General features: G+C 40.4%; 22 protein-coding genes. 20 read left to right on the forward strand and 2 right to left on the reverse strand.

Features of this window, described 5'->3' with window-relative positions:
• Positions 1-93 precede the first annotated feature (93 nt).
• The 4 genes from ACI4WO_RS05570 to ACI4WO_RS05585 all read left to right on the forward strand — a co-directional run bounded on the left by ACI4WO_RS05570 (position 94) and on the right by ACI4WO_RS05585 (position 3,779).
• Positions 94-906 carry a glycosyltransferase gene (locus tag ACI4WO_RS05570; protein ID WP_439806573.1) on the forward strand — a complete coding sequence of 271 codons (813 nt, stop codon included), beginning with the start codon at positions 94-96 and terminating at the stop codon, positions 904-906.
• A gap of 29 nt (positions 907-935) precedes the next feature.
• A complete protein-coding gene (locus tag ACI4WO_RS05575; protein ID WP_439806574.1) occupies positions 936-2,102 on the forward strand; it encodes a CDP-glycerol glycerophosphotransferase family protein in 1,167 nt (388 codons plus the stop codon).
• Positions 2,103-2,180: 78 nt separating this feature from the next.
• The gene (locus ACI4WO_RS05580) at positions 2,181-3,188 is read left to right on the forward strand and encodes an aldose 1-epimerase (protein ID WP_439806575.1); all 1,008 of its coding nucleotides are present in this window, start codon (positions 2,181-2,183) and stop codon (positions 3,186-3,188) included.
• A 12-nt stretch (positions 3,189-3,200) separates the two neighbouring features.
• Positions 3,201-3,779: a DUF3267 domain-containing protein gene (locus tag ACI4WO_RS05585; RefSeq protein ID WP_439806576.1), complete on the forward strand. Its 579-nt coding sequence runs from the start codon at positions 3,201-3,203 to the stop codon at positions 3,777-3,779.
• A gap of 111 nt (positions 3,780-3,890) precedes the next feature.
• Here the strand turns inward: ACI4WO_RS05585 and ACI4WO_RS05590 are convergent, their stop codons facing one another.
• Both ACI4WO_RS05590 and ACI4WO_RS05595 read right to left on the reverse strand, forming a co-directional pair.
• Positions 3,891-4,454: a biotin transporter BioY gene (locus tag ACI4WO_RS05590; protein WP_439806577.1), complete on the reverse strand. Its 564-nt coding sequence runs from the start codon at positions 4,452-4,454 to the stop codon at positions 3,891-3,893.
• Positions 4,455-4,692: 238 nt separating this feature from the next.
• A complete protein-coding gene (locus ACI4WO_RS05595) occupies positions 4,693-7,074 on the reverse strand; it encodes a GH36-type glycosyl hydrolase domain-containing protein (protein WP_439806578.1) in 2,382 nt (793 codons plus the stop codon).
• Between the two features lie 217 nt (positions 7,075-7,291).
• On the opposite strand from ACI4WO_RS05595, the gene ACI4WO_RS05600 reads away from it, so the two are divergent.
• From ACI4WO_RS05600 to gltX, 16 genes are all read left to right on the forward strand, one after another.
• Positions 7,292-8,809, forward strand: a complete 1,518-nt coding sequence (locus ACI4WO_RS05600; RefSeq protein WP_439806579.1) for a dockerin type I repeat-containing protein — start codon at positions 7,292-7,294, stop codon at positions 8,807-8,809.
• Between the two features lie 485 nt (positions 8,810-9,294).
• Positions 9,295-9,732, forward strand: a complete 438-nt coding sequence (gene rnhA / locus ACI4WO_RS05605) for a ribonuclease HI (RefSeq protein WP_439806608.1) — start codon at positions 9,295-9,297, stop codon at positions 9,730-9,732.
• A 15-nt stretch (positions 9,733-9,747) separates the two neighbouring features.
• The gene (gene nifS / locus ACI4WO_RS05610) at positions 9,748-10,941 is read left to right on the forward strand and encodes a cysteine desulfurase NifS (RefSeq protein ID WP_439806580.1); all 1,194 of its coding nucleotides are present in this window, start codon (positions 9,748-9,750) and stop codon (positions 10,939-10,941) included.
• Positions 10,938-11,378: a hypothetical protein gene (locus ACI4WO_RS05615; RefSeq protein WP_439806581.1), complete on the forward strand. Its 441-nt coding sequence runs from the start codon at positions 10,938-10,940 to the stop codon at positions 11,376-11,378. The genes nifS and ACI4WO_RS05615 overlap by 4 nt, the downstream gene beginning before the upstream one ends.
• The gene (nifU, locus tag ACI4WO_RS05620; RefSeq protein WP_439806582.1) at positions 11,365-11,787 is read left to right on the forward strand and encodes a Fe-S cluster assembly scaffold protein NifU; all 423 of its coding nucleotides are present in this window, start codon (positions 11,365-11,367) and stop codon (positions 11,785-11,787) included. Before ACI4WO_RS05615 ends, nifU begins: the two co-directional genes overlap by 14 nt.
• Before the next feature lie 223 nt (positions 11,788-12,010).
• On the forward strand, positions 12,011-13,393 hold the full coding sequence (locus ACI4WO_RS05625) for an ABC transporter substrate-binding protein (protein ID WP_439806583.1): 1,383 nt from the start codon (positions 12,011-12,013) through the stop codon (positions 13,391-13,393).
• A 160-nt stretch (positions 13,394-13,553) separates the two neighbouring features.
• Positions 13,554-14,057 carry a ribosome maturation factor RimP gene (gene rimP, locus ACI4WO_RS05630; RefSeq protein WP_439806584.1) on the forward strand — a complete coding sequence of 168 codons (504 nt, stop codon included), beginning with the start codon at positions 13,554-13,556 and terminating at the stop codon, positions 14,055-14,057.
• A gap of 22 nt (positions 14,058-14,079) precedes the next feature.
• Complete coding sequence (nusA, locus tag ACI4WO_RS05635) at positions 14,080-15,222, forward strand: transcription termination factor NusA (protein WP_439806585.1); 1,143 nt, start codon at positions 14,080-14,082, stop codon at positions 15,220-15,222.
• 18 nt (positions 15,223-15,240) lie between these two features.
• On the forward strand, positions 15,241-15,513 hold the full coding sequence (gene rnpM / locus ACI4WO_RS05640; protein WP_439806586.1) for an RNase P modulator RnpM: 273 nt from the start codon (positions 15,241-15,243) through the stop codon (positions 15,511-15,513).
• Positions 15,488-15,829: a L7Ae/L30e/S12e/Gadd45 family ribosomal protein gene (locus ACI4WO_RS05645; protein ID WP_439806587.1), complete on the forward strand. Its 342-nt coding sequence runs from the start codon at positions 15,488-15,490 to the stop codon at positions 15,827-15,829. The genes rnpM and ACI4WO_RS05645 overlap by 26 nt, the downstream gene beginning before the upstream one ends.
• A 119-nt stretch (positions 15,830-15,948) precedes the next feature.
• Complete coding sequence (gene infB / locus ACI4WO_RS05650; RefSeq protein ID WP_439806588.1) at positions 15,949-18,570, forward strand: translation initiation factor IF-2; 2,622 nt, start codon at positions 15,949-15,951, stop codon at positions 18,568-18,570.
• Positions 18,571-18,661: 91 nt separating this feature from the next.
• Positions 18,662-18,997 carry a 30S ribosome-binding factor RbfA gene (gene rbfA / locus ACI4WO_RS05655; protein WP_439806589.1) on the forward strand — a complete coding sequence of 112 codons (336 nt, stop codon included), beginning with the start codon at positions 18,662-18,664 and terminating at the stop codon, positions 18,995-18,997.
• Positions 18,998-19,040: 43 nt separating this feature from the next.
• Positions 19,041-19,997 (forward strand): DHH family phosphoesterase, encoded by a 957-nt coding sequence (locus ACI4WO_RS05660; protein ID WP_439806590.1) that lies wholly within the window; start codon positions 19,041-19,043, stop codon positions 19,995-19,997.
• Positions 19,991-20,899, forward strand: coding sequence for a tRNA pseudouridine(55) synthase TruB (gene truB / locus ACI4WO_RS05665; RefSeq protein ID WP_439806591.1), 909 nt, complete (start codon positions 19,991-19,993; stop codon positions 20,897-20,899). The genes ACI4WO_RS05660 and truB overlap by 7 nt, the downstream gene beginning before the upstream one ends.
• Before the next feature lie 3 nt (positions 20,900-20,902).
• Positions 20,903-21,832, forward strand: coding sequence for a bifunctional riboflavin kinase/FAD synthetase (locus ACI4WO_RS05670; protein ID WP_439806592.1), 930 nt, complete (start codon positions 20,903-20,905; stop codon positions 21,830-21,832).
• Positions 21,833-21,847: 15 nt separating this feature from the next.
• A complete protein-coding gene (gltX, locus tag ACI4WO_RS05675) occupies positions 21,848-23,305 on the forward strand; it encodes a glutamate--tRNA ligase (RefSeq protein WP_439806593.1) in 1,458 nt (485 codons plus the stop codon).
• The last annotated feature ends 5 nt before the right edge of the window (positions 23,306-23,310 follow it).

The following is a 23,310-nucleotide window of genomic DNA, read 5'->3' on the forward strand; positions in this document are numbered from 1 at the left end:
TGTCGAGCCTTATTTAAAGGAACGAATAAAAGAAAGCCACGTCTGAAAGTTTTTGCCTACTTTTTTCAAAAAAGTAGGGGGGAAGGAGGAATAATGAATAAGTATTCAGTTTTAATGTCAGTTTATAAGAAGGAATCAGCGCAGAACCTGAGGGAGAGCGTTGACAGTATGATGAATCAGACAATTCCTCCGGACGATTTTGTTTTATACTGTGACGGAGTTCTGACTGATGAGCTTTACAGGGAAATAGAACGTCTGAAGCTTAAATATTCTGTGCTGAATGTAGTTTATTCGGACGTGGCTCTGGGACTGGGAAAGGCTCTTAATAATGCTATAGGCTACTGTAAAAACGATATAATTGCAAGAATGGACAGCGATGATATTGCAAGACCTGACAGAATGGAGTATCAGCTGGAAGCATTTATAAAATATAGTGCAGATATTGTCAGCGCAGAGGTTGAAGAATTTGTAAATTCGACGAATAATATAATAAGTGTTAAAACTCTTCCGGAAACGGATGAAGAAATAAAAAGCTATTCAAAGAGAAGAAATCCTTTTAATCATCCGTGTACCTGTTTCAGAAAACATCAGGTTTATATGGCAGGCGGATATCAGGACTGTCCTTTTTTTGAGGATTATTATCTGTGGATAAGAATGCTTTCTTCCGGATGCAGGGGATATAATATTCAAAAGCCTTTGCTTTATATGAGAAGCGGAAAAAGCATGTATATGCGGCGCGGGGGACTGAAATACACTTCCCATGCACTGAAATTCAGAAGCATTATGTATAAAATGCATTACTGCTCATTTGTTGATTTTATTTTCTCCTGCTGCGGTCATATTCTTATGGGTTTGATGCCCGGCAGATTGAGAATGAAGATGTATTCAGGAATTCTCAGAAAATAAATTTTATGTAGAAAATGGAACGGAGCATTATGAAATTATTAAAAAAGATTCCAAGAAAGGTCTTTTGCATTTTAAATCCTGTAAACAGAATTATAAAAAAAGATCCTGAACAGATTTTTATTTATTCAAATCTGGGCTTTCGTGATAACATTAAAGCTTTATTTGATTATCTGATTGCTAACAACTATAATAATGACTATAAAATAGTTGTCAGCCTTAATGATTATGAAAAATATAATAAGGTTGTAAGCAAAAATGTTGAATTTATAGATAATAAAAAAGGTCTTCTGAGATTTTTTAAGAGTAAATATTGCTTTTACTGCTTTGGCAAATATCCGGTGAAACCGGCACCGGGGCAGATAGTGTTTAATCTCTGGCATGGCATGCCTGTAAAGCGTATCGGAAATATGGTTAAAGGCTTTGAAAAAACTGACTATAATTACTTTACTCATTTGCTTTGTACTTCGGAATTTTTTCGTGAAACCATGAAAAAATCCTTTAACTGCGATGATGACAGTATTGTTATCTGCGGTCAGCCGAGAACTGATATTATGATGACGCAGATGCCTCCGGTCAGAGGCAGGGAGATAAAGGGGCAGCTTTTTGGTTTTGAAAGACGCAGGGATAAAATTATTTTATGGCTTCCTACATTCAGGGAAAATGACGGCAGTGAACTTGATATGCTTTCAGACGAACAGCTTGAAAATATCAGCAGAATGTGTAAAGAACGTCATTGGATTCTGCTTATCAAACCTCATCCTCTTTCAACATTAAACAGTGAAAAGTTCAAAAAGTATGACGGAATAAAAATTATAACAACTGATTATCTTGAATATCTGGGAATAGATTTTTATAAGCTGATAAAGTTTTCTGAATGTCTTATAACAGATTATTCCAGTGTATATTTTGATTATATGCTCCTTGACAAACCTATGGGGTTTGTTGTTTCTGATATGGAAAAATATCGTGACGAAAGAGGGTTTATATCTGAAAATCCTGAAAATCTGATGCCGGGAGATATTATAAAAAACGGAAAAGAATTTGAAATATTTATCCGTAATATTATAAACCACAGGGACGATTATCGTGAGCTTCGCCGTGCATTGAACAAGCGTTTTAATACTTATCATGATAACCAGAACTGTCAGCGTGTACTGGATACAGCTGGCATCACCCTTAAGTGCAAGCTTTATTGACATAAGCGTGAAGCTATGGACAAATGAGGCAAAATATGATAAAATTTACATGAATATGATAAGAGAGGAAAATTAATTATGAATTATACAAAGATTACTGACTTTAACGGAACTCCGGTTGTTGAATTTTCTGCCGGAGGCTATACTGCGATGGCAGCTTATGAACTTGGCTCAAACATTATAAGACTTCATGATGACAAAAACGGAATCGAATTTTTCCGCTTTAAAAAAGACAATCCAGCGGAAGTTATAAAACAGTCTGCTGAGGTCTGGGGACTTCCGTCACTTTATTTACCTAACCGATTTGCTGACGGAATTCTGAAAACATCTGATGCAGTTTACCAGCTGCCGGTAAATGAAAAAGCTCCTTACAACAATCACATTCACGGATTTTTGCAGAAGAGAGCACATACTCTGGTTGAACACTATGCAGATGATAACTGTGCTGTTGTAAAAACAAAATACAGATACGATGAAAACGATGAGTTTTTCAAATATTTCCCTGTAAGATTTCTTGCTGAATTTACATTTACTCTTTCAGACTGCGGACTTGAACATAAAATCCGTCTTACAAACCTGTCGGATAAAATGATGCCGGTATCTTTTGCTACTCACACTACCATTAATTCTCCTTTTGTTGACGGTGGAAAAGAAGAAAATATCCGTCTTACAGTTCCGGTACTGAAAAGATGTCTGCTAAACAGCCGCTGTCTGCCTGACGGTGAACCTGTTGAACTCAGCGGTACTGACCTTGAATACATAAACGGCGGAAGAAAACCTGTTCTGCAAAACGTTGACAATGAAATGTATGTAACAGGCTGTACAAAATTAAACGGTCAGGATTTCCACGGTGTTATCGCAGAAGATACTGAAAGCGGAAAGAAAATTGCCTATGAAGTATCGGACGAATACAAGTTCTGGATCATCTGGAATGACAAGGGATTTAACGGATATTTCTGCCCTGAACCTATGACCGCTATGATTGATGCTCCCAATCTTGAAATGCCTGCCGATATGACAGGATACCGTGAAATAAAGCCTCAGGAAACTTTTGAAGCAAATCAGAGATTCTTTACAGTACTTTAAGGAGCAGTAAATATGGAAAATCGCACCTCGCTTCCTGACGATTACAGGGAAGTACTGAAAATTGATTTGCAGAAAAATAAAAAGTCGGCACTGCTGGTAAACGGTCTGGCGATGCTTATTGCTGCCGTAATGGTACTGATCCCGCTGCTTTCAGAAAATACCCGCTTCGTAATTATGGACTATCTTTTTGAAAACAGCTTCTTCAAGCTGATTACTTTACTTGTCGGCATTGTTGTTTACTTTATTCTTCATGAACTTGTCCATGGGATATTTATGAAAAAATTCAGCGGTATAAAGCCAAAATACGGTTTTACAGGACTTTATGCCTATGCAGGAAGTACGGCATATTTCAATAAAAAAAGCTATATTTGTATCGCTCTGGCACCAATTGTTGTCTGGGGAATAGTTTTAGTGGTACTTCAGTTTGCAGTACCATCCTCATGGAGCTTTATAGCATATGTAATACAAATAATAAATATTTCCGGAGCAGCAGGAGATATTTATGTAACATATAAAATGAGCCGTCTGCCGTCTGATATTCTGGTAAATGATACTGGCGTTTCAATGACTGTTTATTCATCGGAAATTTAAACATAATTTTATGCCGGAGGATTTTAAATTCTCCGGTCAGACTGTAGAAAAATTTAAATTTAAAGTAAATAAGGGGACGCTTTCACTTGCAAAGCGTCCCCTTTTTCAAAATTATGCTTTTATTCTGCTTACCTGTTTTTTTAATATCGGTCCGAGAATTGCCGCAATTACTATTTTTACAGCGTCACCCGGAAGAAACGGTATAACGCACATTGTAAGCGACGGAATAAGTCCTGTGTCCTGCTGAATCATAAACCAGGCTGTTCCGAATATATACGCAACAGCAAGTCCCAGAACCATTCCGATGACATACATGTAAATTTTATTGAACTTATGGCAGAAAAATCCGCAGATAAGTGCTGTGAAAATAAATCCTATAAGATATCCGCCTGTAGGACCGGCAAGCTTTGAAAGTCCTCCTGTGAAGCCTGAAAATACAGGCAGTCCCACCATGCCAAGCAGAAGGTATATTACTGTACTCAGTCCGCAAAGCTTCCATTCAAGAATAAATGCCGCTATGTAAATCGCAAGATTTGTAAGGGATATCGGCACAGGACTGAACGGAATTGGAATTGAAAAAGGACCTGCAATACACATAAGTGCGGCTGCCAGTCCTACAAGAACTATTTCCAGTGTTCTTGATTTTGCATTTGTTTTTGTTTTTGTCTGTTCCATCTTTAACCTCCGGTTTTTTACATTTTTAGTATAAAATAAATGCGTTTATTTTATTATATCACAAAAAAACGGATTTGTCACCCTATTTTTAAAATTCAGGTGACATTTTTTATTTATTTAATATAAAAATCTCCGTAATGCCTTTTTCATAAACGTAACCGAACCTGAAAAAAATGGAACGCTCTTTCGTACAGGGCGTTCCATTGTATTTATTTTATATTGTAATACAGACACTGTTTTATCCCATAGTAACAGTGATTTTGTTTTCCTTTACAAGTTTCTCAGCAGGGATATAATTTCCCTCAAGCTTTTCGCCGTTTAATATTATTTCTGAAACTCCGCTCTGAACATGGTTCGGATTTTTGATTTCAATTGAAAGCTTACAGCCTCTGAAAGATTTTTCAATAGTAAATCCGTCCCACTCCGCCGGAATTGACGGGGAAACAGCAAGTCCGTCAAGGTCAGGTCTCATACCGCAGATACCCTCAACGCAGCCTACCATAACGGTAGAAGCCGTACCGGTAAGCCAGTGAACATGGGAACGTCCCTCAAAAGGCGATGCCTTGCTTTCAGTAAACTGACCGTGAGCATAAGGCTCTATAACTCTGATTTCTGCCTTGTCATTCATAGCGGCAGGAGATGTTTCCATGAAGTATTCAAAAGCTCTGTCACCGTGACCCATAAGTGCTTCAGCGAGAATAAGCCAGCCCTGGGACTGTGAGAAGATACCGCCGTTTTCCTTGGTATCGTCGTTGAAAATATGCATAAGCGCACCATCAAAATAATGCTTTTTATAAGGCGGATCCAGAAGCTTTGCACCATAAGGAGTATTGAGGATATCATGTACACTGTCAAGAGCCTTTTGCGCCTGTTCATCTGACGCAAACCTTGAAATAACGCTCCAGCTCTGAGGATTCAGCCACATATTGGCTTCCGGATCATTCTTTGCACCTACTATAACGCCGTCTTCACGGATACCTCTTATAAATCTGTCCTCGTCCCAGCACTTGTCCAGAGCATCAGCCAGTTCTTTCTGTACCCTGTCAATATAGCTGATATAATCGCTGTCATTTTTTAATTCAGCCATTTCCCTGATAACGTTCATGGCATAGTAAAGCTGGAAAGCAACAAAAGTGGATTCGCCTTTTGCACCCAGTCTTAAACAGTCATTCCAGTCGGCATGAAGACCGGCAGGCATAGAATGTGCGCCCAGACGCTCCATAGAAAATCTGATTGCATTTTTCAGATGTTCGTAAACGGTTGCTTCGCCGCCGTTTGCATAAACGATAACCTCATCTAAAAACGCCTTGTTTCCGCTTTCTCCCAGATACTTTACGATTGTCGGGAACAGCCACAAAGCGTCATCTGCACGGTATGACGGGTGACCTGTTTCCTTGACATATTCGGGGTCGTCAGGAGTATTTTCATGTCCGGCATTGTGATTGAATTTAACCAGCGGCAGACCTCCGCCGTTGTCAACCTGTGCAGACAGCATAAATCTGATTTTATCCGCAGCCATTTCAGGGTCGAGATGGATAATACCCTGAATATCCTGAACTGTGTCACGATAGCCGTAGCCGTTTCGCAGTCCGCAGTAAACAAAGGAAGCCGCCCTGGACCAGATAAATGTTATAAAACACTGGAATGCATTCCATACGTTTACCATGTTGTTGAATTCTTCACTGGGAGTATTGACCTGAAAACGGTCAAGAGTGGAGTGCCAGTGATTTTTAAGCTCTGCAATATCCTTGTTTACTCTGTCCGGCTGTTTGTATTCGTTAATAATTGCTGACGCTTCTTCACTGTCCTTAGCACCTAGAATGTAAATAAGCTCCGCAGTCTGACCCGGTTCAAGGGTGATGTCCGACTGCAATGCTCCGCATGAATTGGCATTGTAATTCATGGAATTGTCAAGCTTTCCGTTTTCAACAGCCTGAGGATTTGAGTAGGTTCTGTATGGTCCGATAAACTTTTCAAGACTTCCGCAGGCTGCCGTTACATCAGCCCCTGTCATACCGAAAAATCTTTCACGGTGATCTTTTTCACTGTTTTCGCTGATACGCTGAATAATTTTATTTTCTTCAAAACATGTTTTTGAAATAAACTGAGAATACTGTAAATTTACCTGATCCTGTTCATAATTATCTTCATTTGTAAATTCAACAAAACCGAAAACTGAAAGCTTTCTTGATTTTGTATCATTATTTGTAATTTTACAGCGCCATACTTCATAGGTTTTGCTTTCGGGTACATAATAGGTTGTTTCTGCGGCAATTTTTTCATACTCAGAGCCTATGACAGTATAAGCTGTACCGTGACGGCATTCGCTTTTGTAAGTATCAAGAGGTTTGCCTACAGGCTGCCATGAAGCTGACCAGTAATCATTGAGCTGATTGTCCCTTATATATATGTAGCGTCCCGGAAGAGCCATCATAGAATTAAAGCGGTAACGGGTTATTCTTCCGTTTGCACCGGATTTTACAAAGCTGTATCCGGCGGCATTGTTTGATATGATAGCACCGTATTCCGGAGAACCCAGATAGTTTACCCAGGAAGCCGGAGTATCCGGCCTTGTTATAACATATTCTTTGTTTTCAAGGTCAAAGTAGCCGTATTTCATTTAAATTTCTCCTTAACATTTTTTTCGTAAGCATAAAGCTGTTTTTATGATACCATTTAACCGGCATAATTTCAAGTACTTTTGTAAACTTTATCTAAAGAACTTCTGAAAGTACACAGGAAATTTTTTTATAATAAAAGAAAAAGCAAACCCTGTTGACAATATTATGATTTAGTGTTAAAATATAACAAATGGAATATAAAAGGGGAGACTGCTTATGAAGCTGGTAAAAAGATTTTTTTCCGGAATAACAGCGGCAGCAATTTTTTTAACAGGTGCGGTTTTTTCGGAAGTAAACAATAATTTTGAAAACACATATGTGAGTGCGGAGGAAAGTCTGGTTTATACACCTATTAACCGTTCATCTTCCGGAACTGAACAATTAAGTATTACTGATGCGGAAGGTATGCCGGGTGATACAGTAAGAGTATATCTTAGTGCTGTATCTGAAGATAATCTGGAATCAATGGATGTTATTCTGGGCTGGAATGACAAAAATCTTTTATGTTCAAATGCTGAGGGAACAGATGCATACGGTTCAAGAGTTGTGACTGATATCTATGACGGTTTTCTGTCAGTCTGTGCTTACAGTACCCTTGCTATTGCAGACGGACATGTTGCAGCAATTGACTTTACTATTCCTGAGGACGCCAAACCGGGAACAGTTTATAATATAGATTTTGTAAGAATTGATACTATTGCAACTGTAGACAGAGATGTAACCAACACAGCTGGTATTTCCGGAGGTACTATTACAGTCCCGAAAACGGAACAGCTCTCAGAAACTGAACTTGATTTAATTGTCGGCGAAAGCAAAACACTTACAGTGGATGATTATTCAGAAGAAATAAAATGGATATCTGATAATACAGATATTGCAACTGTAAAAGATGGTTGTGTTACTGCTGTCAGTGAAGGAACAGCTGTGATTTACGCTGTTATCGGATATAAAGTACTGATTTGTAATGTTAATGTAAGCAATGAAAAAGTTACAACTGCAACTACAGTTACTCTGCCTCCGGAAACCAGTACTGAGGTTTCATCTGCTGCAACAACAGTTTCTGCTGATCTTACATCAACATCTGATACATACGCAGTTTCTTTAGTATCAACTGAAACTTCTGTAACTTCAGATACGGATATAACAACTGAAACTTCTCAGTCTGAAACTACTGATACAACGTCAGCTGCAGAAACGGTTCCGGCTTCTTCTGAAACAAATATATCAACTGAAATAACTTATACGTCCGCAGAAACTACAACTACAAATACTACACAAACAAGTTCAGAATCATCTGAAAAGAAAAAAATCACAATGTATGTAGGCGATAAACTGCGTCTGAGAGTGCAGGGATACGACGGCGAAGTAAAATGGGTATCTGCTAATAGCAAGGTCGTAACTGTTGATTCAAACGGCAATATCGAAGCCGTGGGAAAGGGTAATACAACGGTTCTGGCACTTTTTGAAGACAAGTATATAATCTGTGCGGTTGAGGTTCTGGAGAAAAAGATGTTTTCCAGCGGAGTATGCGGAGATGCTGACGGAAACGGAGTAGTAAACATTCGTGATGCCGCTGTTATTGCAAATAAAATTTCAAAGGGTGAAGGCTCACAGCTTCCGGATTGTGCTGACTATAACATGGACGGTGTTGTTAATATCAGAGATGCGGCAGCAATTGCAAGAAGTATTGCACAAAGATATATCATTATACAGATAATTATTAAAACTCAATAATCAGACAAAAAACTGATCTTAAGTAAAATTATGGGACACTCTCACTTGCAGGGTGTCCCATATTTCAAATTTTTTTGTTTTACGTTTAGTAATACTAATCCCCCATCAACCTAACGGAAATCTTGTCCGCTATCATTCCGTCACTCTGCGTTGTCCTCCCTTGACTGGCGCCAGCAAGCCTACGGTCGGTCGCCTTGATTGACGAAACGTTGTCAGACAATCTTTTCATCAGAACGATGAGGGATTAGTATAAAATGTTATCATGAGCTAACAAATTTGCTAAAATCTGAAAAAAGGGGTATAATGTACAAATAACAGACAAAAAATATAGATGCGACAAGTAAACCTTGCTGAAATCTATTTGCTTTTATTTGCGGTTGCCGCACAAGCGGCGAGCAAAATGGCACTCTAAATAAAAATATTGCTCCGCTGGATCAGACAATATAAAATCGACGGAACAATAATACAGAAACGTGGTGGCTGTAATAAAAAAAGTTGAAATATTCACAGACGGGGCATGCAGCGGTAATCCGGGTCCGGGGGGATTTGGTGTAATTCTCCGGTTCGGAGAACATGTAAAGGAACTTTCCGGCGGTGAGCATGAAACCACAAACAACCGCATGGAGCTTATGGGAGTAATAACGGGACTTTCGGCTCTTAAGGAACCATGCGAGGTAACGCTTACAACCGACAGTAAGTATGTGGTGGACAGTATTACAAAGGGATGGGTTTACGGCTGGCAGAAAAAGGGCTGGATAAAATCCGACAAAAAACCGGCACTTAATGTTGATCTGTGGAAAAAGCTGCTGCCGCTTCTGGAAAAACATAAGGTTACATTTGTCTGGGTAAAGGGACATGCCGGACATCCCGAAAATGAAAGATGCGATCAGCTGGCAGTTATTCAGCGTGATCTTAACGCATAAAAGGGAGCGATTTAAATGGAAAAAAGATTCGTGTATGCGGATAATGCCGCTACAACAAAAGTTTCAAAGCCGGTACTGGACGCTATGATGCCGTATTTTACAGAGGAATACGGAAACGCTTCAAGTATTTATGCTCTGGGCAGAAGCGCTAAAAAGGCTCTTGAAACAGCAAGAGAAACTATCGCAGGAACAATCGGCGCAGAGCCTTCTGAAATATACTTTACAAGCTGCGGTTCTGAAGCTGATAACTGGGCAATCCGTTCAGTGTGCGAAAGACTTGCGGCAAAGGGTAAAAAACATATTATAACTTCAGCCTTTGAACATCATGCAGTGCTGCATACATGTCAGGCATTGGAAAAACTGGGCTTTGAGGTGACTTATCTTCCGGTTTATGAAAACGGTATTGTAAAGGCGGAAGATGTAAAAAATGCTATCCGTGAGGATACCGCTCTGGTTACTATAATGTACGCAAACAATGAAATCGGTACTATTCAGCCTGTTGAAGAAATTGCAGCGGTCTGCCATGAAAAAAATGTTATTTTCCATACCGACGCAGTTCAGGCTGTGGGACATGTTAAAATAGACGTACATGCTCAGGGAATCGACATGATGTCTGTCTCGGGACATAAAATTCATGCTCAGAAGGGTGTTGGATTCCTTTATGTAAAAAAAGGAATACCGATTACAAATCTTATTTACGGCGGCGCTCAGGAGAGAAACAGACGTGCCGGAACTGAAAATCTTCCTGCAATTGCCGGTCTTGCAAAGGCTATGGAAATTGCAAATACCGATATAGAAGAAAGGGCAGCAAAAACCGCAAAGCTGCGTGATAAGCTTATAGACGGAATTTTAAAACTGCCCCGCACCCGTTTGAACGGGGACCCTGTTAAAAGACTTCCGGGAACTGTCAATATTTCAATTGAAGGAGTTGAGGGCGAAAGCCTTCTGCTTATGCTGGACTTAAACGGTATCTGTGCTTCATCAGGATCTGCATGTACGTCAGGTTCTCTTGATCCTTCACATGTTCTTCTGGCACTGGGTTTAAAGCATGAGGTGGCTCATGGCTCACTCCGCCTTTCGATCGGCGATGAGACCACAGAAGAAGATGTGGATTATATCCTTGAGGTTGTTCCGAAGGTTGTAAAAAGACTTCGTGACATGTCTCCTCTCTGGGAAAGAATTTGCAAAGAGGACAGCGAAAAGGCTTGATTCTAAAAAAGCTCCGGGACAGAATTTTCAGAAAGAAACCTGCTCGCAGAACCTATGTTATTGATTCATGGGAGCTTTCAGGAAACAGATCTTTTGAAGATCCGAATGACTTCTGGAAGGATGAGGATAAGTCTATATTTGAAATAAGGGATTCGTTTACTATGAACGGTCTGGGAACGGTTATTTACGGAAGAGTCAAACGTGGTTTTTTCAGTGTTAATGATAAAATTGCTATATGCAGTCCTGTTGATACAAAGGAAAAGCTCGAAGGGGTAATAGTGAAAATCACTACCTCTCTTGTGGAGGTAAATAAAATAAATTGCGGCTTTGAATCGGATATTTTAATTTCTGTCTGCGGCGACAGCAGCAGAATATTTCCCGGCGACAGAGCCTATAAAAAATGCAAAACAGGAGGAATAAAAAATGCTGTACAGTGAAAAGGTACTGGATCATTTTTCAAACCCAAGAAATGTGGGAGAAATTGAAGATGCAGACGGCGTCGGCGAAGTAGGAAACGCAAAATGCGGAGATATAATGAAAATGTATATAAAGGTCGACAACGGAATTATTTCTGATGTAAAGTTCAAGACTTTCGGCTGCGGTGCGGCAGTTGCAACATCTTCAATGGCAACAGAGCTTATAAAGGGCAAACCTATTGAGGATGCTTTAAAGCTTACAAACAAGGCGGTCGTTGAAGCCCTTGACGGACTTCCGGCTGTAAAGCTTCATTGTTCTGTGCTGGCGGAACAGGCAATCAAATCAGCACTTTCCGATTATTATACAAGACAAGGTATTGACCCGGCTCCGATAGTAGGAGAAATTGGCGAATGTGAGGCTTGCCACTGATAAACACGGCAAAAGTGTGCATATGTAAAAGAATGGGACGCCCTTATTCGCAGGGCGTCCTTTATGCATTAAAAGACAACAAAAAATTATAAAAAATAATGCTCTTTTTATTTTTAATGACGTAAAATAATAAATTTCTTGACATGAAACTCAAATTTATATATAATAAAATAAAAAGAAAGCAAAAGACGTGTTAAATTCACACGGCAAAAAGGAGAATAAAATGAAATTAAAAAGATTTCTGACTGTCCTTGCCGCAATGACAATGCTCATGACTGCCTTTACGGCTTGTAACGGTGACAGCAGTTCAAATTCTGAAAGCGAATCTTCTGAAAGCAGTGAGGCTCAGACACAGGAAGAATCTGCGGAAGACAGCGATGTAAGCGGACAGACTATTTACTGGCTCAGTGATTATGACCTTAATCCTTACGGAAATGAGGACAGAAGTATAGCTCTTACACTTTTTGAAGATGTTTACGGCGGAAAAATAGAATGGGTTCCTACTACCCCTGAAACAAAATATGACGATCTTGCAAACAGGATCTTAGGGGGAGAACCTGTGGATATGATAGATTATGAACCGGCAGCTTTTCCGGGGGGAATAGCTGACCAGTATCAGCCTCTGGATGATTACATAGATTTAAATGACGAGCTGTGGGCGGATACAAAAGAGCTTGCTGACAGTATGGCTTATCAGGATAAGCATTATATAGTGCCGGTTGGTGTGGATGATCCGGTATGCCTGATTTACAGCAGAAAAATGATGAAAGATGAAGATCTTGACGATCCTTATGAACTTTATAAAAAGGGCGAATGGAACTGGGATGCTTTTGTATCAATGATGAAAAAGTTTACCGAAAACGGTGATGACAGATACGGATGCACTGGCTGGATAGGCAGTCCTGTTGTTCAGTCCTCAGGACAGCCTTTTGTAGCTTATGACGGCAAGACATTTACCAGTAATATTATGAGCACTGAAATTGAAAAGGCTGAAAATGTTCTGGAGGAAATCGGTAAAGAAGGCCTTTATAATGCTTCATGGAACGGATATTTCCCGGACGACGGTTCAACTCTTTTCTATGGAATGACTCTGGAAAATCTTGCACAGTCAAATGCTAAAAATGAAGATGAAGATATTTTCTTTGTTCCGTTCCCGAAAATGCCTGATTCTGATAAGTATTACCTGACTGCCGATATCAGTGCAAAAATGCTTGCTGCAAATTCTGACAAGGGTAAGGCTGTAGCAGAATATATAACCTGCGAAAAGGTTGCCCGTACTGAAGAAAAGTATAAGGCGGCTGCAAAGGAAAAGGCTCTTGTTCCTGAGGCTGACTATGGAGATGACAAGGGAAAATATATTACTGAAGAACAGTATGATTTCTGGCAGGAGCTTTTAAATCCTGAAAATATAACTCCTGTGTTTGACTACGGCTGCGGTATGGGTACACGCATGTATTCAGAAACATATGATTACAGCACAAGAGGTGTAATCAACAATTTAAGTGATGCGCTTATATCAGAGTACGAGGGCTCACCGTCATCATGGGAAGAACTGCGTGACAAATGGAAGGATACTATCGATAAGGAAATAAAAAATTATAACTGACAGAGGCTTTCTTTTCAGAAAAGTTAAATAAATAAAGGAAAAAATTCGTTAAATCCCTTGATTTTCTGTAAGGAATGTGCTATAATACAAAGTAGTATGTATAAAGTAAGCTAAAGACCGGAAATTTCCGGTCTTTCTTATGTATATGGGAGATAGACTTATGAAAATAAAAAAATTCGGTGCAACAGAACAGCTTGTTTATGAGCTTGCAAAGCCTATTGCAGAGGAAAACGGTGTGGATATATGGGACGTCCGCTTTGAAAAAGAAGGCGCTTCGTGGTATCTCAGGGTTTTTATCGACAAGGAGGACGGAATCAATATTGATGACTGTGAAGCTGTAACAAGACCGTTAAGTGATATTCTTGATGAAAAGGATCCTATTTCACAGGGGTATTTTTTGGAAGTCGGATCTGCGGGAATTGAAAGGGAGCTTCTGAGAGAATCCCATTTCAGGGCATGTACCGGAAGCGTCGTTCATGTTAAAATGATAAGACCGCTGGAGGGAATAAAGGAATTTACAGCGGAACTTTCAGGTTTTACAAAGGATTCTGTAACTTTGAGTTTTCCGGTAAATTCTGCCGGAGACGGGGGAAATGTCAGAGAAATTCCTCTGGCAGATATTGCGAATATAAGGCTTTATGATGACTTTAATGAATTTTTATAAATTAATGGAGGAATAATCGGAAATGAATAAAGGTTTTTTTGAGGCATTGTCTCTTCTTGGAAGCGAAAACAGCGTGGATACTGATACAATAGTTGAAAAGGTCAAGTCTGCACTGATTAAGGCAATAAAAAAGGCATATCCTGACTGTGAAGATAATTTCCGTGTTGAAATTGATCCGGAAACTCAGAAATTTGATATGTTTCTTATTAAAACAGTTGTAGATGATGAGCCTATAGATTATAATGAAATAAATATTGACGAGGCAAGAACTATTGATCCGGGAGCTTATGTGGGCGGTACTGTTGATTATCCTCTGGACGCTGCAAAGTTCGGCAGAGCTGCTGCACAGTCGGCAAAGCAGTCCATTAAGGGAGATTTAAGAGAGATAAACCGTGAAAATATACTTAATCAGTTTCAGGACAAGGAAAACGAATGCATTACAGCTACGGTTTCTCAGGTTGAACCGGGAAGCGGTACTGTGACAGTAATTTATGACAAGACAGAACTTTATCTTTTCAGAAATGAACAGATCCCCGGCGAACGTTTTAAAGAGGGCGACAAGATAAAGGTTTATGTGACAGGAATTGCAAACAAGGCAAAGAAACCGATTATAAAAATTTCCAGAGCTCACAGAGATCTTGTAAAAAGACTTTTCGAGCTTGAAGTACCTGAAATATATGACGGAGTAGTTGAAATAAAGGCTATTTCAAGAGAAGCAGGTTCAAGAACTAAAATTGCTGTATGCTCAGGAGATGAAAATGTTGACGCTGTGGGCGCATGTATCGGTCCTAAGAGAACCAGAATCCAGGCGGTGGTTGATGAACTGAACGGCGAAAAGATTGATATTATAAAGTACAGCGAAGATCCGGCAGAATTTATTGCAAGAGCTCTGGCACCGGCTAAGGTGTTAAGCGTGAATGTTGCGGAAGGAGAGCTTAAGGAATGCTCTGTAACAGTGCCGGGAGATCAGCTGTCACTTGCAATCGGCAACAGAGGACAGAATGCAAAGCTTGCAGCAAAGCTTACAGGATATAAAATTGATATAAAACCTGAAACGGATATCAAGGCTCAGCCTGAAAATGCTCCGGAAATTCCGGATGAAACGGCTTTGGAAGCTGCTTTGGAACAGGCTGAAAATATGGCTGAACCTTTGCCGGAAGAGTAATTATTGTGGTGGCTGCTTATGAAAACCAGAAAAATACCGCTTAGAATGTGTCTGGGCTGCGGTGAAATGAAGCCCAAAAAGGAAATGATAAGGGTTGTTAAATCTCCTGAAGGGGAAATTTCCCTTGACTTTACAGGAAAAAAATCCGGACGGGGAGCTTATATATGCCGGAGTGCAGAATGCTTTGAAAAGGCAAGAAAGGCAAGACGGTTTGAGAAAAGTCTGTCATGTAAAATAGAAGAAAGTGTATATGAGGTGATGGAACATGAACTCTCAGCAGAAAATAATTAATTTGCTTACTATATGCCGCAAATCGGGAAAAATGATTTCCGGATTTGATGCTGTTAAAGAAGCCGTTTATGAAGGAAACGTTTCATGCGTTCTGACAACGGATGATATTTCCCAGAAAACACTTAAGGAAGTAAAATTCTTCTGCGGCAATTCAAAGGTTGATGTACTTGAACTGGGAATCGACTCCGCTGATTTATACGGCATTCTTGGAAAAGAAGTTGTTGTTGCTGCTATAAGTGATTTCGGTTTTGCAAAACGATTTAAGGAGCTTGCTAATGATCCTTTGATGAAAAAGGCTAAAAAGAAACAACAGTAAGCTCTTAAGACATTACGGTAAAAATTATCGATACTGCACAGATTTTTTGTGCGGCATTGTCTTAAAAAACTTGCGCTTATATAGATTGGAAAAAATAATTTAAACTGGAGGTTTCGCCTATGACGAAAAAGACAAAGCTGGCCGAGGCTGCGAAAGACCTTAAACTGGATAATCAGGAGCTTATTGACCTGTTGGAAAAATATGACGGTACAAAAAGAAAGAATACAACAGCTCTTACGTCGGATGAAATGAATTATATACTGGAACATTATTCACAGAATAATCAGGTTGAAAGCTTTGATTCATACTTTGAGTCAAAAAACAAGCCGGTTCAGGAAGAAAAGGAAGAAGTGCCTCAGGATGAACAGGTGAAGAAGCCTGTTAAAAAGGAAAAAAATGCTTCTAAGACAAAGAGTGCAAAGGAAGCACCGGCTGCTGAAAAAACTGTAAAGAAACCGGCAGAGAAAAAATCTGAAAATAAAAAAACGGAAGAGAAAAAAAACTTGGAAAAGAAAACAGCTGAAAATAAGACTGCTGAAGCTAAAAAGCCTGAAAAAACTGCTCAGGAACAGACAAAGCCAAAGGCTCAGGAACAGCCTGTCAGGTCAGATGCTTCAAAGTCTCAGAAAAACGACAGATTCAAAAAGCCTGAGCCTGCCCCTGTAAAGAAGGAAAAGGAAAAGAAACAGCCGCCGAAGGCTCAGAAACATGGTGAAAAGCAGAAGCTTGGAACTTCAATGTCAATGACCTTTGAAACTACTACTGAAAGCAGCAGAAGAACTGTTGATACAAGAGGTTCATACGTTAATCTGGATAAATATAATGAAAGATATGAACAGATAGCTCCTGCAAACAAGCATAAGGATAATTATACAAGAAAACAGAAAATAAATCAGAAATCTGCACAGAGAAATAAAAATAAGTTCTCAAGTAAAAGAGAAACCGAATCTGAAAAGCTTCGTCGTCTTGAGCTTGAAAGAGCAAGAAAACAGCAGCTTAAGGTTCTGATTCCTGATGAAATCACTGTAGGCGAGCTTGCTGCAAGACTTAAGGCAACAGCTACAGACGTTATAAAGAAGCTTATGGGTCTGGGCGTTATGGCATCAATCAACGAAGTGATCGATTTTGATACTGCTGCTCTGGTCGCAGACGAAATGGGTGCTAAGGTTGAAAAGGAAGTTATCGTTACAATTGAGGAGCGTCTTATTGATGACAGCGAGGACGACAGTGCAAACACTGAGGAAAGAAGTCCTGTAGTTGTTGTTATGGGTCACGTTGACCATGGTAAAACTTCACTCCTTGACAGAATCAGACATGCAAATGTAACTGCGTCAGAAGCCGGCGGTATTACTCAGCATATCGGTGCATATCAGGTAAAGGCAGGCGACAAGACTATAACTTTCCTCGATACTCCGGGACACGAAGCATTTACTGCAATGAGAGCAAGAGGAGCTGACATTACAGATATTGCAATACTTGTAGTTGCCGCTGACGACGGTATAATGCCTCAGACGGTTGAATCCATAAACCATGCAAAGGCGGCAAATGTTTCAATAATCGTTGCAGTAAACAAGATGGACAAAGAAGGCGCAAATATTGAAAAGGTAAAGCAGGGACTTACAGAACATGGTCTTGTTCCGGAAGAATGGGGCGGAGATGTTATGTGCGTTCCGGTATCCGCTAAAACAGGCGAGGGCATCGACGAACTGCTTGAAGATGTTCTGCTTATTGCAGAAATGAAGGAGCTTAAGGCTAATCCTGACAGACTTGCAAAGGGTGCTGTTATTGAAGCAAGACTTGACAAGGGAAGAGGTCCGGTAGCAACACTGCTGGTTCAGAACGGAACACTTAAAACAGGTGATGTTATTATTGCCGGAACTTCTGTGGGAAGAGTCCGTGTAATGACAGACTATAACGGAAATAAAATTAACAGTGCAGGTCCGTCTGTTCCTGTGGAGATAACCGGTCTTGCAGAAGTCCCCAGTGCCGGAGATACTTTCAACGCTGTTGAAGACGAAAAGCTTGCAAAGGAACTTGTTGAACAGAGAAAGCATGAGGCAAAGCTTGAACAGTTCAATTCCGTTCAGAAGGTTACTTTAGACAATCTGTTCAGCCAGATAGCCCAGGGCGAAGTAAAGGAACTTCCGATTATCGTTAAGGCGGACGTTCAGGGCTCTGTGGAGGCTGTAAAGCAGTCCCTCGAAAAGCTTTCAAACGAAGAAGTAAGAGTAAAGGTAATTCACGGCGGTGTTGGTGCTGTTTCTGAAGGTGACGTTATGCTGGCGTCCGCTTCAAACGCTATAATCGTAGGCTTTAACGTTCGTCCTGACCCTGTTGCTGAAGAAAGTGCCAAGCGTGACGGAGTTGAAATAAGACTTTACAGAATTATTTATGATGCAATTGAGGAAATCACAACTGCTATGAAGGGTATGCTTGCACCGAAATTCAGAGAAGTAATTCTCGGCAAGGCAGAGGTAAGACAGGTTTATAAGATTTCAAGCGTTGGTGCGGTTGCAGGTTCATATATCACAGACGGTAAAATTACAAGAAACTGTGAAATCAGAGTTGTCCGTGACGGTATTGTAGTAGCTGAAGACAAAATATCTTCTCTCAAGAGATTCAAAGACGATGCAAAGGAAGTTGCAAAGGGATTTGAATGCGGAATCGGTCTTGAAAAGTTTGCCGATATCAAGGAAGGCGACGTTTTTGAAGGCTTTATTATGGAAGAATACCGTGATTAACAGCTGATTTCCGGGAATAATATTTATTTATAAAGCAAATGCTTAAAATATATATTATCTGTTGCCGATTTGCGGCAGAATGGAGATTTATATGTCAAGTTTTAAGGTTGGAAGAATGGGGGAGGACATAAAAAGAGAGCTTACAGCAATTTTCAGAGAACTTAAAGATCCGAGAATTGCTGAGTTTATCACAGTTGTAAGAGTGGATCTTTCAAACGATCTTTCACACTGCAAGGTTTATGTTTCCTGTTTTGAAGGCATTGAAAAGGCAAGGGAATCGGTTGAGGGACTGACCAGTGCGTCAGGATTTATAAAAAGGGAGCTTTTTCACAGGCTTCCAATGAGAAAATGCCCGGAGCTTAAATTTATAGCTGACGATTCAATTGCCCGCAGTGCTGAAATAAATGAAAAATTGAGAGAGCTTTGAGCCGGGAGGAAGTGACGTTCCGGCTTGATGCCGGAGAAGAATAATGAAAATTGATTTTAATGAAGCTGCTCAGATACTGAAAAATTGTGAAGACGCTTATATACTCATTCATCAGAGTCCGGACGGAGACTGTACAGGTTCGGGAACTGCTCTTTACCATATACTGGAATATATGGGCAAAAGAGCAAGAGTAATATGCTCTGATGAAATACCAAAGCGTTATGCATTTATGCGTACGGAATACAGGGACGAGGAGTTTGAACCGAAATTTATTATAGCGTCAGATGTTGCTGACATAAAGCTTCTGGGAAAATATAAGGAAATTTACGGAGATAAAGTTGATCTTTGCATAGACCATCATATTTCAAATACAGGTTATGCCAAAAAAACTCTGGTATGCCCCGACGCATCTGCCGCATGCGAGGTGGTTTATGAGCTTATAAAGATACTGGATATTCCTCTTACCGAGGAAATAACAAGGTGTATTTATACCGGAATCGCTACGGATACCGGCTGCTTCAAATATGAAAATACAACGGCAAGATGCCATGAAATAGTAGCAGAGCTTAAGAGAAACTGTCCGGTAAACTTCGCTAAAATAAACCGTGACATGTTTGATGTCAAAAGCCGGGGAAGACTTAAAATTGAACGTGCCGTTACTGATATTATGGAATACTATCTGGATGATAAATGCACTATGATATGTATTACAAGCGATATCCTGAATGAAATGGGCGTTGAATCCGCTGAACTTGAGGGTATGGCGGGAATTCCTCTTCAGGTTGAGGGAGTTGAAGTCGGCGTTACTATAAAGCAAAAGGATGAGAACAGCTATAAGATCTCAATGAGGTCGGCAAATGATGTTAATGTATCAGATATATGCGCATCTCTGGGCGGAGGCGGTCACATAAAGGCAGCTGGCTGTCTTCTTCATGGTACCCTTGACGAGGTAAAGAAAAAAATTGTTGCGGCTGTTGCTGAAGGACTTAAAACATGCTAAACGGAATTATCTGTGTAAACAAGCCGGAGGGCTTTACATCCTTTGACGTTATTGCAAAGCTTCGGGGTATTCTTAAAATGAAAAGACTGGGCCATTCGGGAACGTTAGACCCCATGGCAACGGGTGTACTGCCGGTTTTTGCCGGGAGTGCCACAAAGGCGGTAAGTATTTTAAACGATACTGACAAAAGCTACCTTGCAGGATTCAGGCTGGGCATCGTTACTGATACTCAGGATATAACCGGAAAAATCCTTGAGGAAAAAACGGTGTGTGCAGATACTGAAAGTATTGAAAGGGTGGCAAAGCTTTTCCGGGGAAATATAAGTCAGATTCCGCCTATGTACTCTGCGGTTTCTGTGGGAGGAAAGCGGCTTTACGAGCTTGCAAGGAAGGGTATCGAAGTCGAGAGAACTCCACGGGAGATAACTGTTGATACATTTGAAATACGTGAGTTTGATGAAAAGTCCGGAGAGGGGAGAATTGCCGTTGCCTGCTCAAAGGGTACTTATATCAGAACTCTTATTCATGATATGGGACAGGAACTGGGCTGCGGAGCTGTGATGACAAGTCTTGTCCGGACTGCCGCATGCGGTTTTACTTTGGAAGACTGCTATACTCTGGAGGAAATCCAGAAGCTTGCAGATGAAAACCGTGTCAGGGAGATACTGAAAAGTACTGAAAAGCTTTTTGAGGATTATCCGGCACTCAGACTGAATGCCATGAAAACAAAAATGTATAAAAACGGAGTAAAGCTCCGGCTTTCAGAGCTTGCAGGATTTGACGGACAGGAGCTTGTGAGAATATATTCGGCGGAAAACAAGTTTATTGGTATTGCAAAGGCGGACTTTGAAAACGGTGTTTTGAGAGTACTCAAAAACCTTGACGGGGACGGTGAACTTTAAAAAATGACAATTATTTCAGAGGGCGGCTGTACAAGTGAAAGATGTGCGGTGGCTCTGGGGATTTTTGACGGGGTTCATCTGGGTCACAGAAAAATAATCGGAAAGGCTATGGAGTATTCAGATTCCGGACTTGCCCCGGCTGTATTTACATTCAATACCGAAACGGTAGGAAAAAAGCACGGGAAGGAATATGAATTTATTTACAGTGACAGTCAGAAAAGAAGTATACTTGAAAAGCTGGGAATAAAATATGTCTTTTCTCCGGCAGTCAGTGAAATTCAGAATATGACCGGAGAGGAATTTGCCGGAAACGTACTTGCAGAAATGTTCAGGGCAGAATCGGTAGTCTGCGGAGAAAACTTCCGCTTCGGAAAAGGTGCAGCCTGCGGTGCAGAGGAACTTGAAAGATTCGGAAAAAAGTTCGGTTTTGAAGTCTGCGTCTGCGGACTCGTTAAGAAAAACGGTACAGACATAAGCTCTGAAATTATCAGGGAAATGATAAAAAACGGGGAAATTGCTTCAGCCGGAGAACTGATGGGTGAAAATTATTTTCTTGATTCTCAGGTCATAACCGGAAACAAAATAGGCAGGACTATTGATTTCCCTACTATAAATCAGAAATTTGAATCAAGACAGCTTATACCCCGAAAGGGCGTTTATGCGTCAGAAACATATGTAAACGGGAAAAAATACCCGTCGGTTACAAATATAGGTGTTAAGCCTACTGTTGAAAAAAATACCGCTCCTCTGGCAGAAACAAATATTATAGATTATACGGGAAACCTTTACGGACAGAATGTAAGGGTTGAACTTTATGACTTTATCAGAGATGAAAAAAAGTTTTCTTCTCTGGAGGAGCTTAAATACAGAATAAATGCAGATGTACATACGGCAATGAAAATGTACTCTGCCAGAAATAAAAAAATTATTTGAAAGGTTTGATTTGAAATGTCAGATACAAAAAAGGTCAGAACCAGATTTGCACCAAGCCCTACAGGTTATATGCATATAGGAAACCTGAGAACTGCCCTTTATGCTTATCTTATTGCAAAGAAAAACGGCGGCGATTTTATTTTGAGAATTGAAGACACTGACCGTGAAAGATATGTTGAAGGTGCTGTGGACGTTATTTATGATACGTTGAGAAAGGCAGGACTTCAGTGGGACGAAGGTCCGGATATCGGCGGCGATTACGGTCCTTATGTTCAGTCGGAAAGAATGGGAATGTTTAAAGACTATGCCTTGCAGCTTGTTGAAAGCGGACATGCCTATTACTGCTTCTGCGACAAGGATAGACTTGACGAGGTAAGAAAAATTCAGGAGGCGTCCCATATCGCTCCAATGTATGACAGACACTGCCGCAATCTTTCAAAGGAAGAAATTGAAGAAAAGCTTGCTGCCGGAATACCTTATGTTATCAGACAGAAGATGCCGCTTGAGGGGACTACGACATTTCACGATGAGATTTATGGCGATATTACCGTTGAAAACTCCACTCTTGATGACCAGATACTTATAAAAACTGACGGCATGCCCACATATAATTTTGCAAATGTTGTGGACGACCATACAATGGGAATTACCCATGTAGTAAGAGGAAATGAATACCTTTCCTCAACTCCTAAATATAACCTTCTCTATGAGGCGTTCGGCTGGGATGTTCCGGTTTATATTCACTGCTCACCTGTTATGAAGGATCAGACTTCCAAGCTTTCCAAGAGAAACGGCGATGCTTCATTTGAAGATATTATTTCAAAGGGATTTCTTCCGGAAGCTGTCGTAAACTTTATTGCACTTCTGGGCTGGGCACCTAAGGGTGAAGAGGAAATTTTCACTCTTGAAGAGCTTAAGGAACAGTTTGATATAAGCGGAATTTCGAAGTCCCCGGCGATTTTTGATCCTGTAAAGCTCAGAGCTGTAAATGCAGAGCATATCAAGAGAATGACTCCGGAAGAATTTTTAGAACATGTAACGCCTTATATAAGACAGTCGGTCAGGAGAGAGGATATCGACATAAAACTTTTAGCAAGCGTTCTTCAGAAGAGAACTGAAGTGTTCACTGAAGTTCCGGAAATGGTTGACTTTATTGAATGTCTGCCTGAATATGATACGGCTATGTACTGCCACAAGAAAATGAAGACCAATGAAGAAACATCTCTTGAAGCTTTAAAGGCTGTTCTTCCGGTACTGGAAGCTGTTGAGGACTGGACTGAGGAAAATATTCACAAAGCTCTCTTTGACCTTATAGCAAAGCTTGAGGTTAAAAACGGCTGGCTGCTGTGGCCGGTTCGTACAGCCGTTTCAGGAAAGCAGTTTACTCCCGGCGGCGGAGTAGAACTTTGTGCAATTTTAGGTAAAGAAGACTCTCTTGCACGAATCCGCAAAGGTATAGAAAAGCTTTCATAATGCTT

It is taken from the genome of Porcipelethomonas sp., assembly GCF_051893655.1.
Classification (GTDB): Bacteria; Bacillota; Clostridia; order Oscillospirales; family Ruminococcaceae; genus Porcipelethomonas.

What these genes read in the sequence shown, in the direction of transcription:
- ACI4WO_RS05570 (WP_439806573.1), top strand. Translation starts at nt 94, where the DNA reads ATGAATAAGTATTCAGTTTTAATGTCAGTTTATAAGAAGGAATCAGCG.
- ACI4WO_RS05575 (WP_439806574.1), top strand. Translation starts at nt 936, where the DNA reads ATGAAATTATTAAAAAAGATTCCAAGAAAGGTCTTTTGCATTTTAAAT.
- ACI4WO_RS05580 (WP_439806575.1), top strand. Translation starts at nt 2,181, where the DNA reads ATGAATTATACAAAGATTACTGACTTTAACGGAACTCCGGTTGTTGAA.
- ACI4WO_RS05585 (WP_439806576.1), top strand. Translation starts at nt 3,201, where the DNA reads ATGGAAAATCGCACCTCGCTTCCTGACGATTACAGGGAAGTACTGAAA.
- ACI4WO_RS05590 (WP_439806577.1), bottom strand. Translation starts at nt 4,454, where the DNA reads ATGGAACAGACAAAAACAAAAACAAATGCAAAATCAAGAACACTGGAA.
- ACI4WO_RS05595 (WP_439806578.1), bottom strand. Translation starts at nt 7,074, where the DNA reads ATGAAATACGGCTACTTTGACCTTGAAAACAAAGAATATGTTATAACA.
- ACI4WO_RS05600 (WP_439806579.1), top strand. Translation starts at nt 7,292, where the DNA reads ATGAAGCTGGTAAAAAGATTTTTTTCCGGAATAACAGCGGCAGCAATT.
- nifS (WP_439806580.1), top strand. Translation starts at nt 9,748, where the DNA reads ATGGAAAAAAGATTCGTGTATGCGGATAATGCCGCTACAACAAAAGTT.
- nifU (WP_439806582.1), top strand. Translation starts at nt 11,365, where the DNA reads ATGCTGTACAGTGAAAAGGTACTGGATCATTTTTCAAACCCAAGAAAT.
- ACI4WO_RS05625 (WP_439806583.1), top strand. Translation starts at nt 12,011, where the DNA reads ATGAAATTAAAAAGATTTCTGACTGTCCTTGCCGCAATGACAATGCTC.
- rimP (WP_439806584.1), top strand. Translation starts at nt 13,554, where the DNA reads ATGAAAATAAAAAAATTCGGTGCAACAGAACAGCTTGTTTATGAGCTT.
- nusA (WP_439806585.1), top strand. Translation starts at nt 14,080, where the DNA reads ATGAATAAAGGTTTTTTTGAGGCATTGTCTCTTCTTGGAAGCGAAAAC.
- rnpM (WP_439806586.1), top strand. Translation starts at nt 15,241, where the DNA reads ATGAAAACCAGAAAAATACCGCTTAGAATGTGTCTGGGCTGCGGTGAA.
- ACI4WO_RS05645 (WP_439806587.1), top strand. Translation starts at nt 15,488, where the DNA reads ATGAACTCTCAGCAGAAAATAATTAATTTGCTTACTATATGCCGCAAA.
- infB (WP_439806588.1), top strand. Translation starts at nt 15,949, where the DNA reads ATGACGAAAAAGACAAAGCTGGCCGAGGCTGCGAAAGACCTTAAACTG.
- rbfA (WP_439806589.1), top strand. Translation starts at nt 18,662, where the DNA reads ATGTCAAGTTTTAAGGTTGGAAGAATGGGGGAGGACATAAAAAGAGAG.
- ACI4WO_RS05660 (WP_439806590.1), top strand. Translation starts at nt 19,041, where the DNA reads ATGAAAATTGATTTTAATGAAGCTGCTCAGATACTGAAAAATTGTGAA.
- truB (WP_439806591.1), top strand. Translation starts at nt 19,991, where the DNA reads ATGCTAAACGGAATTATCTGTGTAAACAAGCCGGAGGGCTTTACATCC.
- ACI4WO_RS05670 (WP_439806592.1), top strand. Translation starts at nt 20,903, where the DNA reads ATGACAATTATTTCAGAGGGCGGCTGTACAAGTGAAAGATGTGCGGTG.
- gltX (WP_439806593.1), top strand. Translation starts at nt 21,848, where the DNA reads ATGTCAGATACAAAAAAGGTCAGAACCAGATTTGCACCAAGCCCTACA.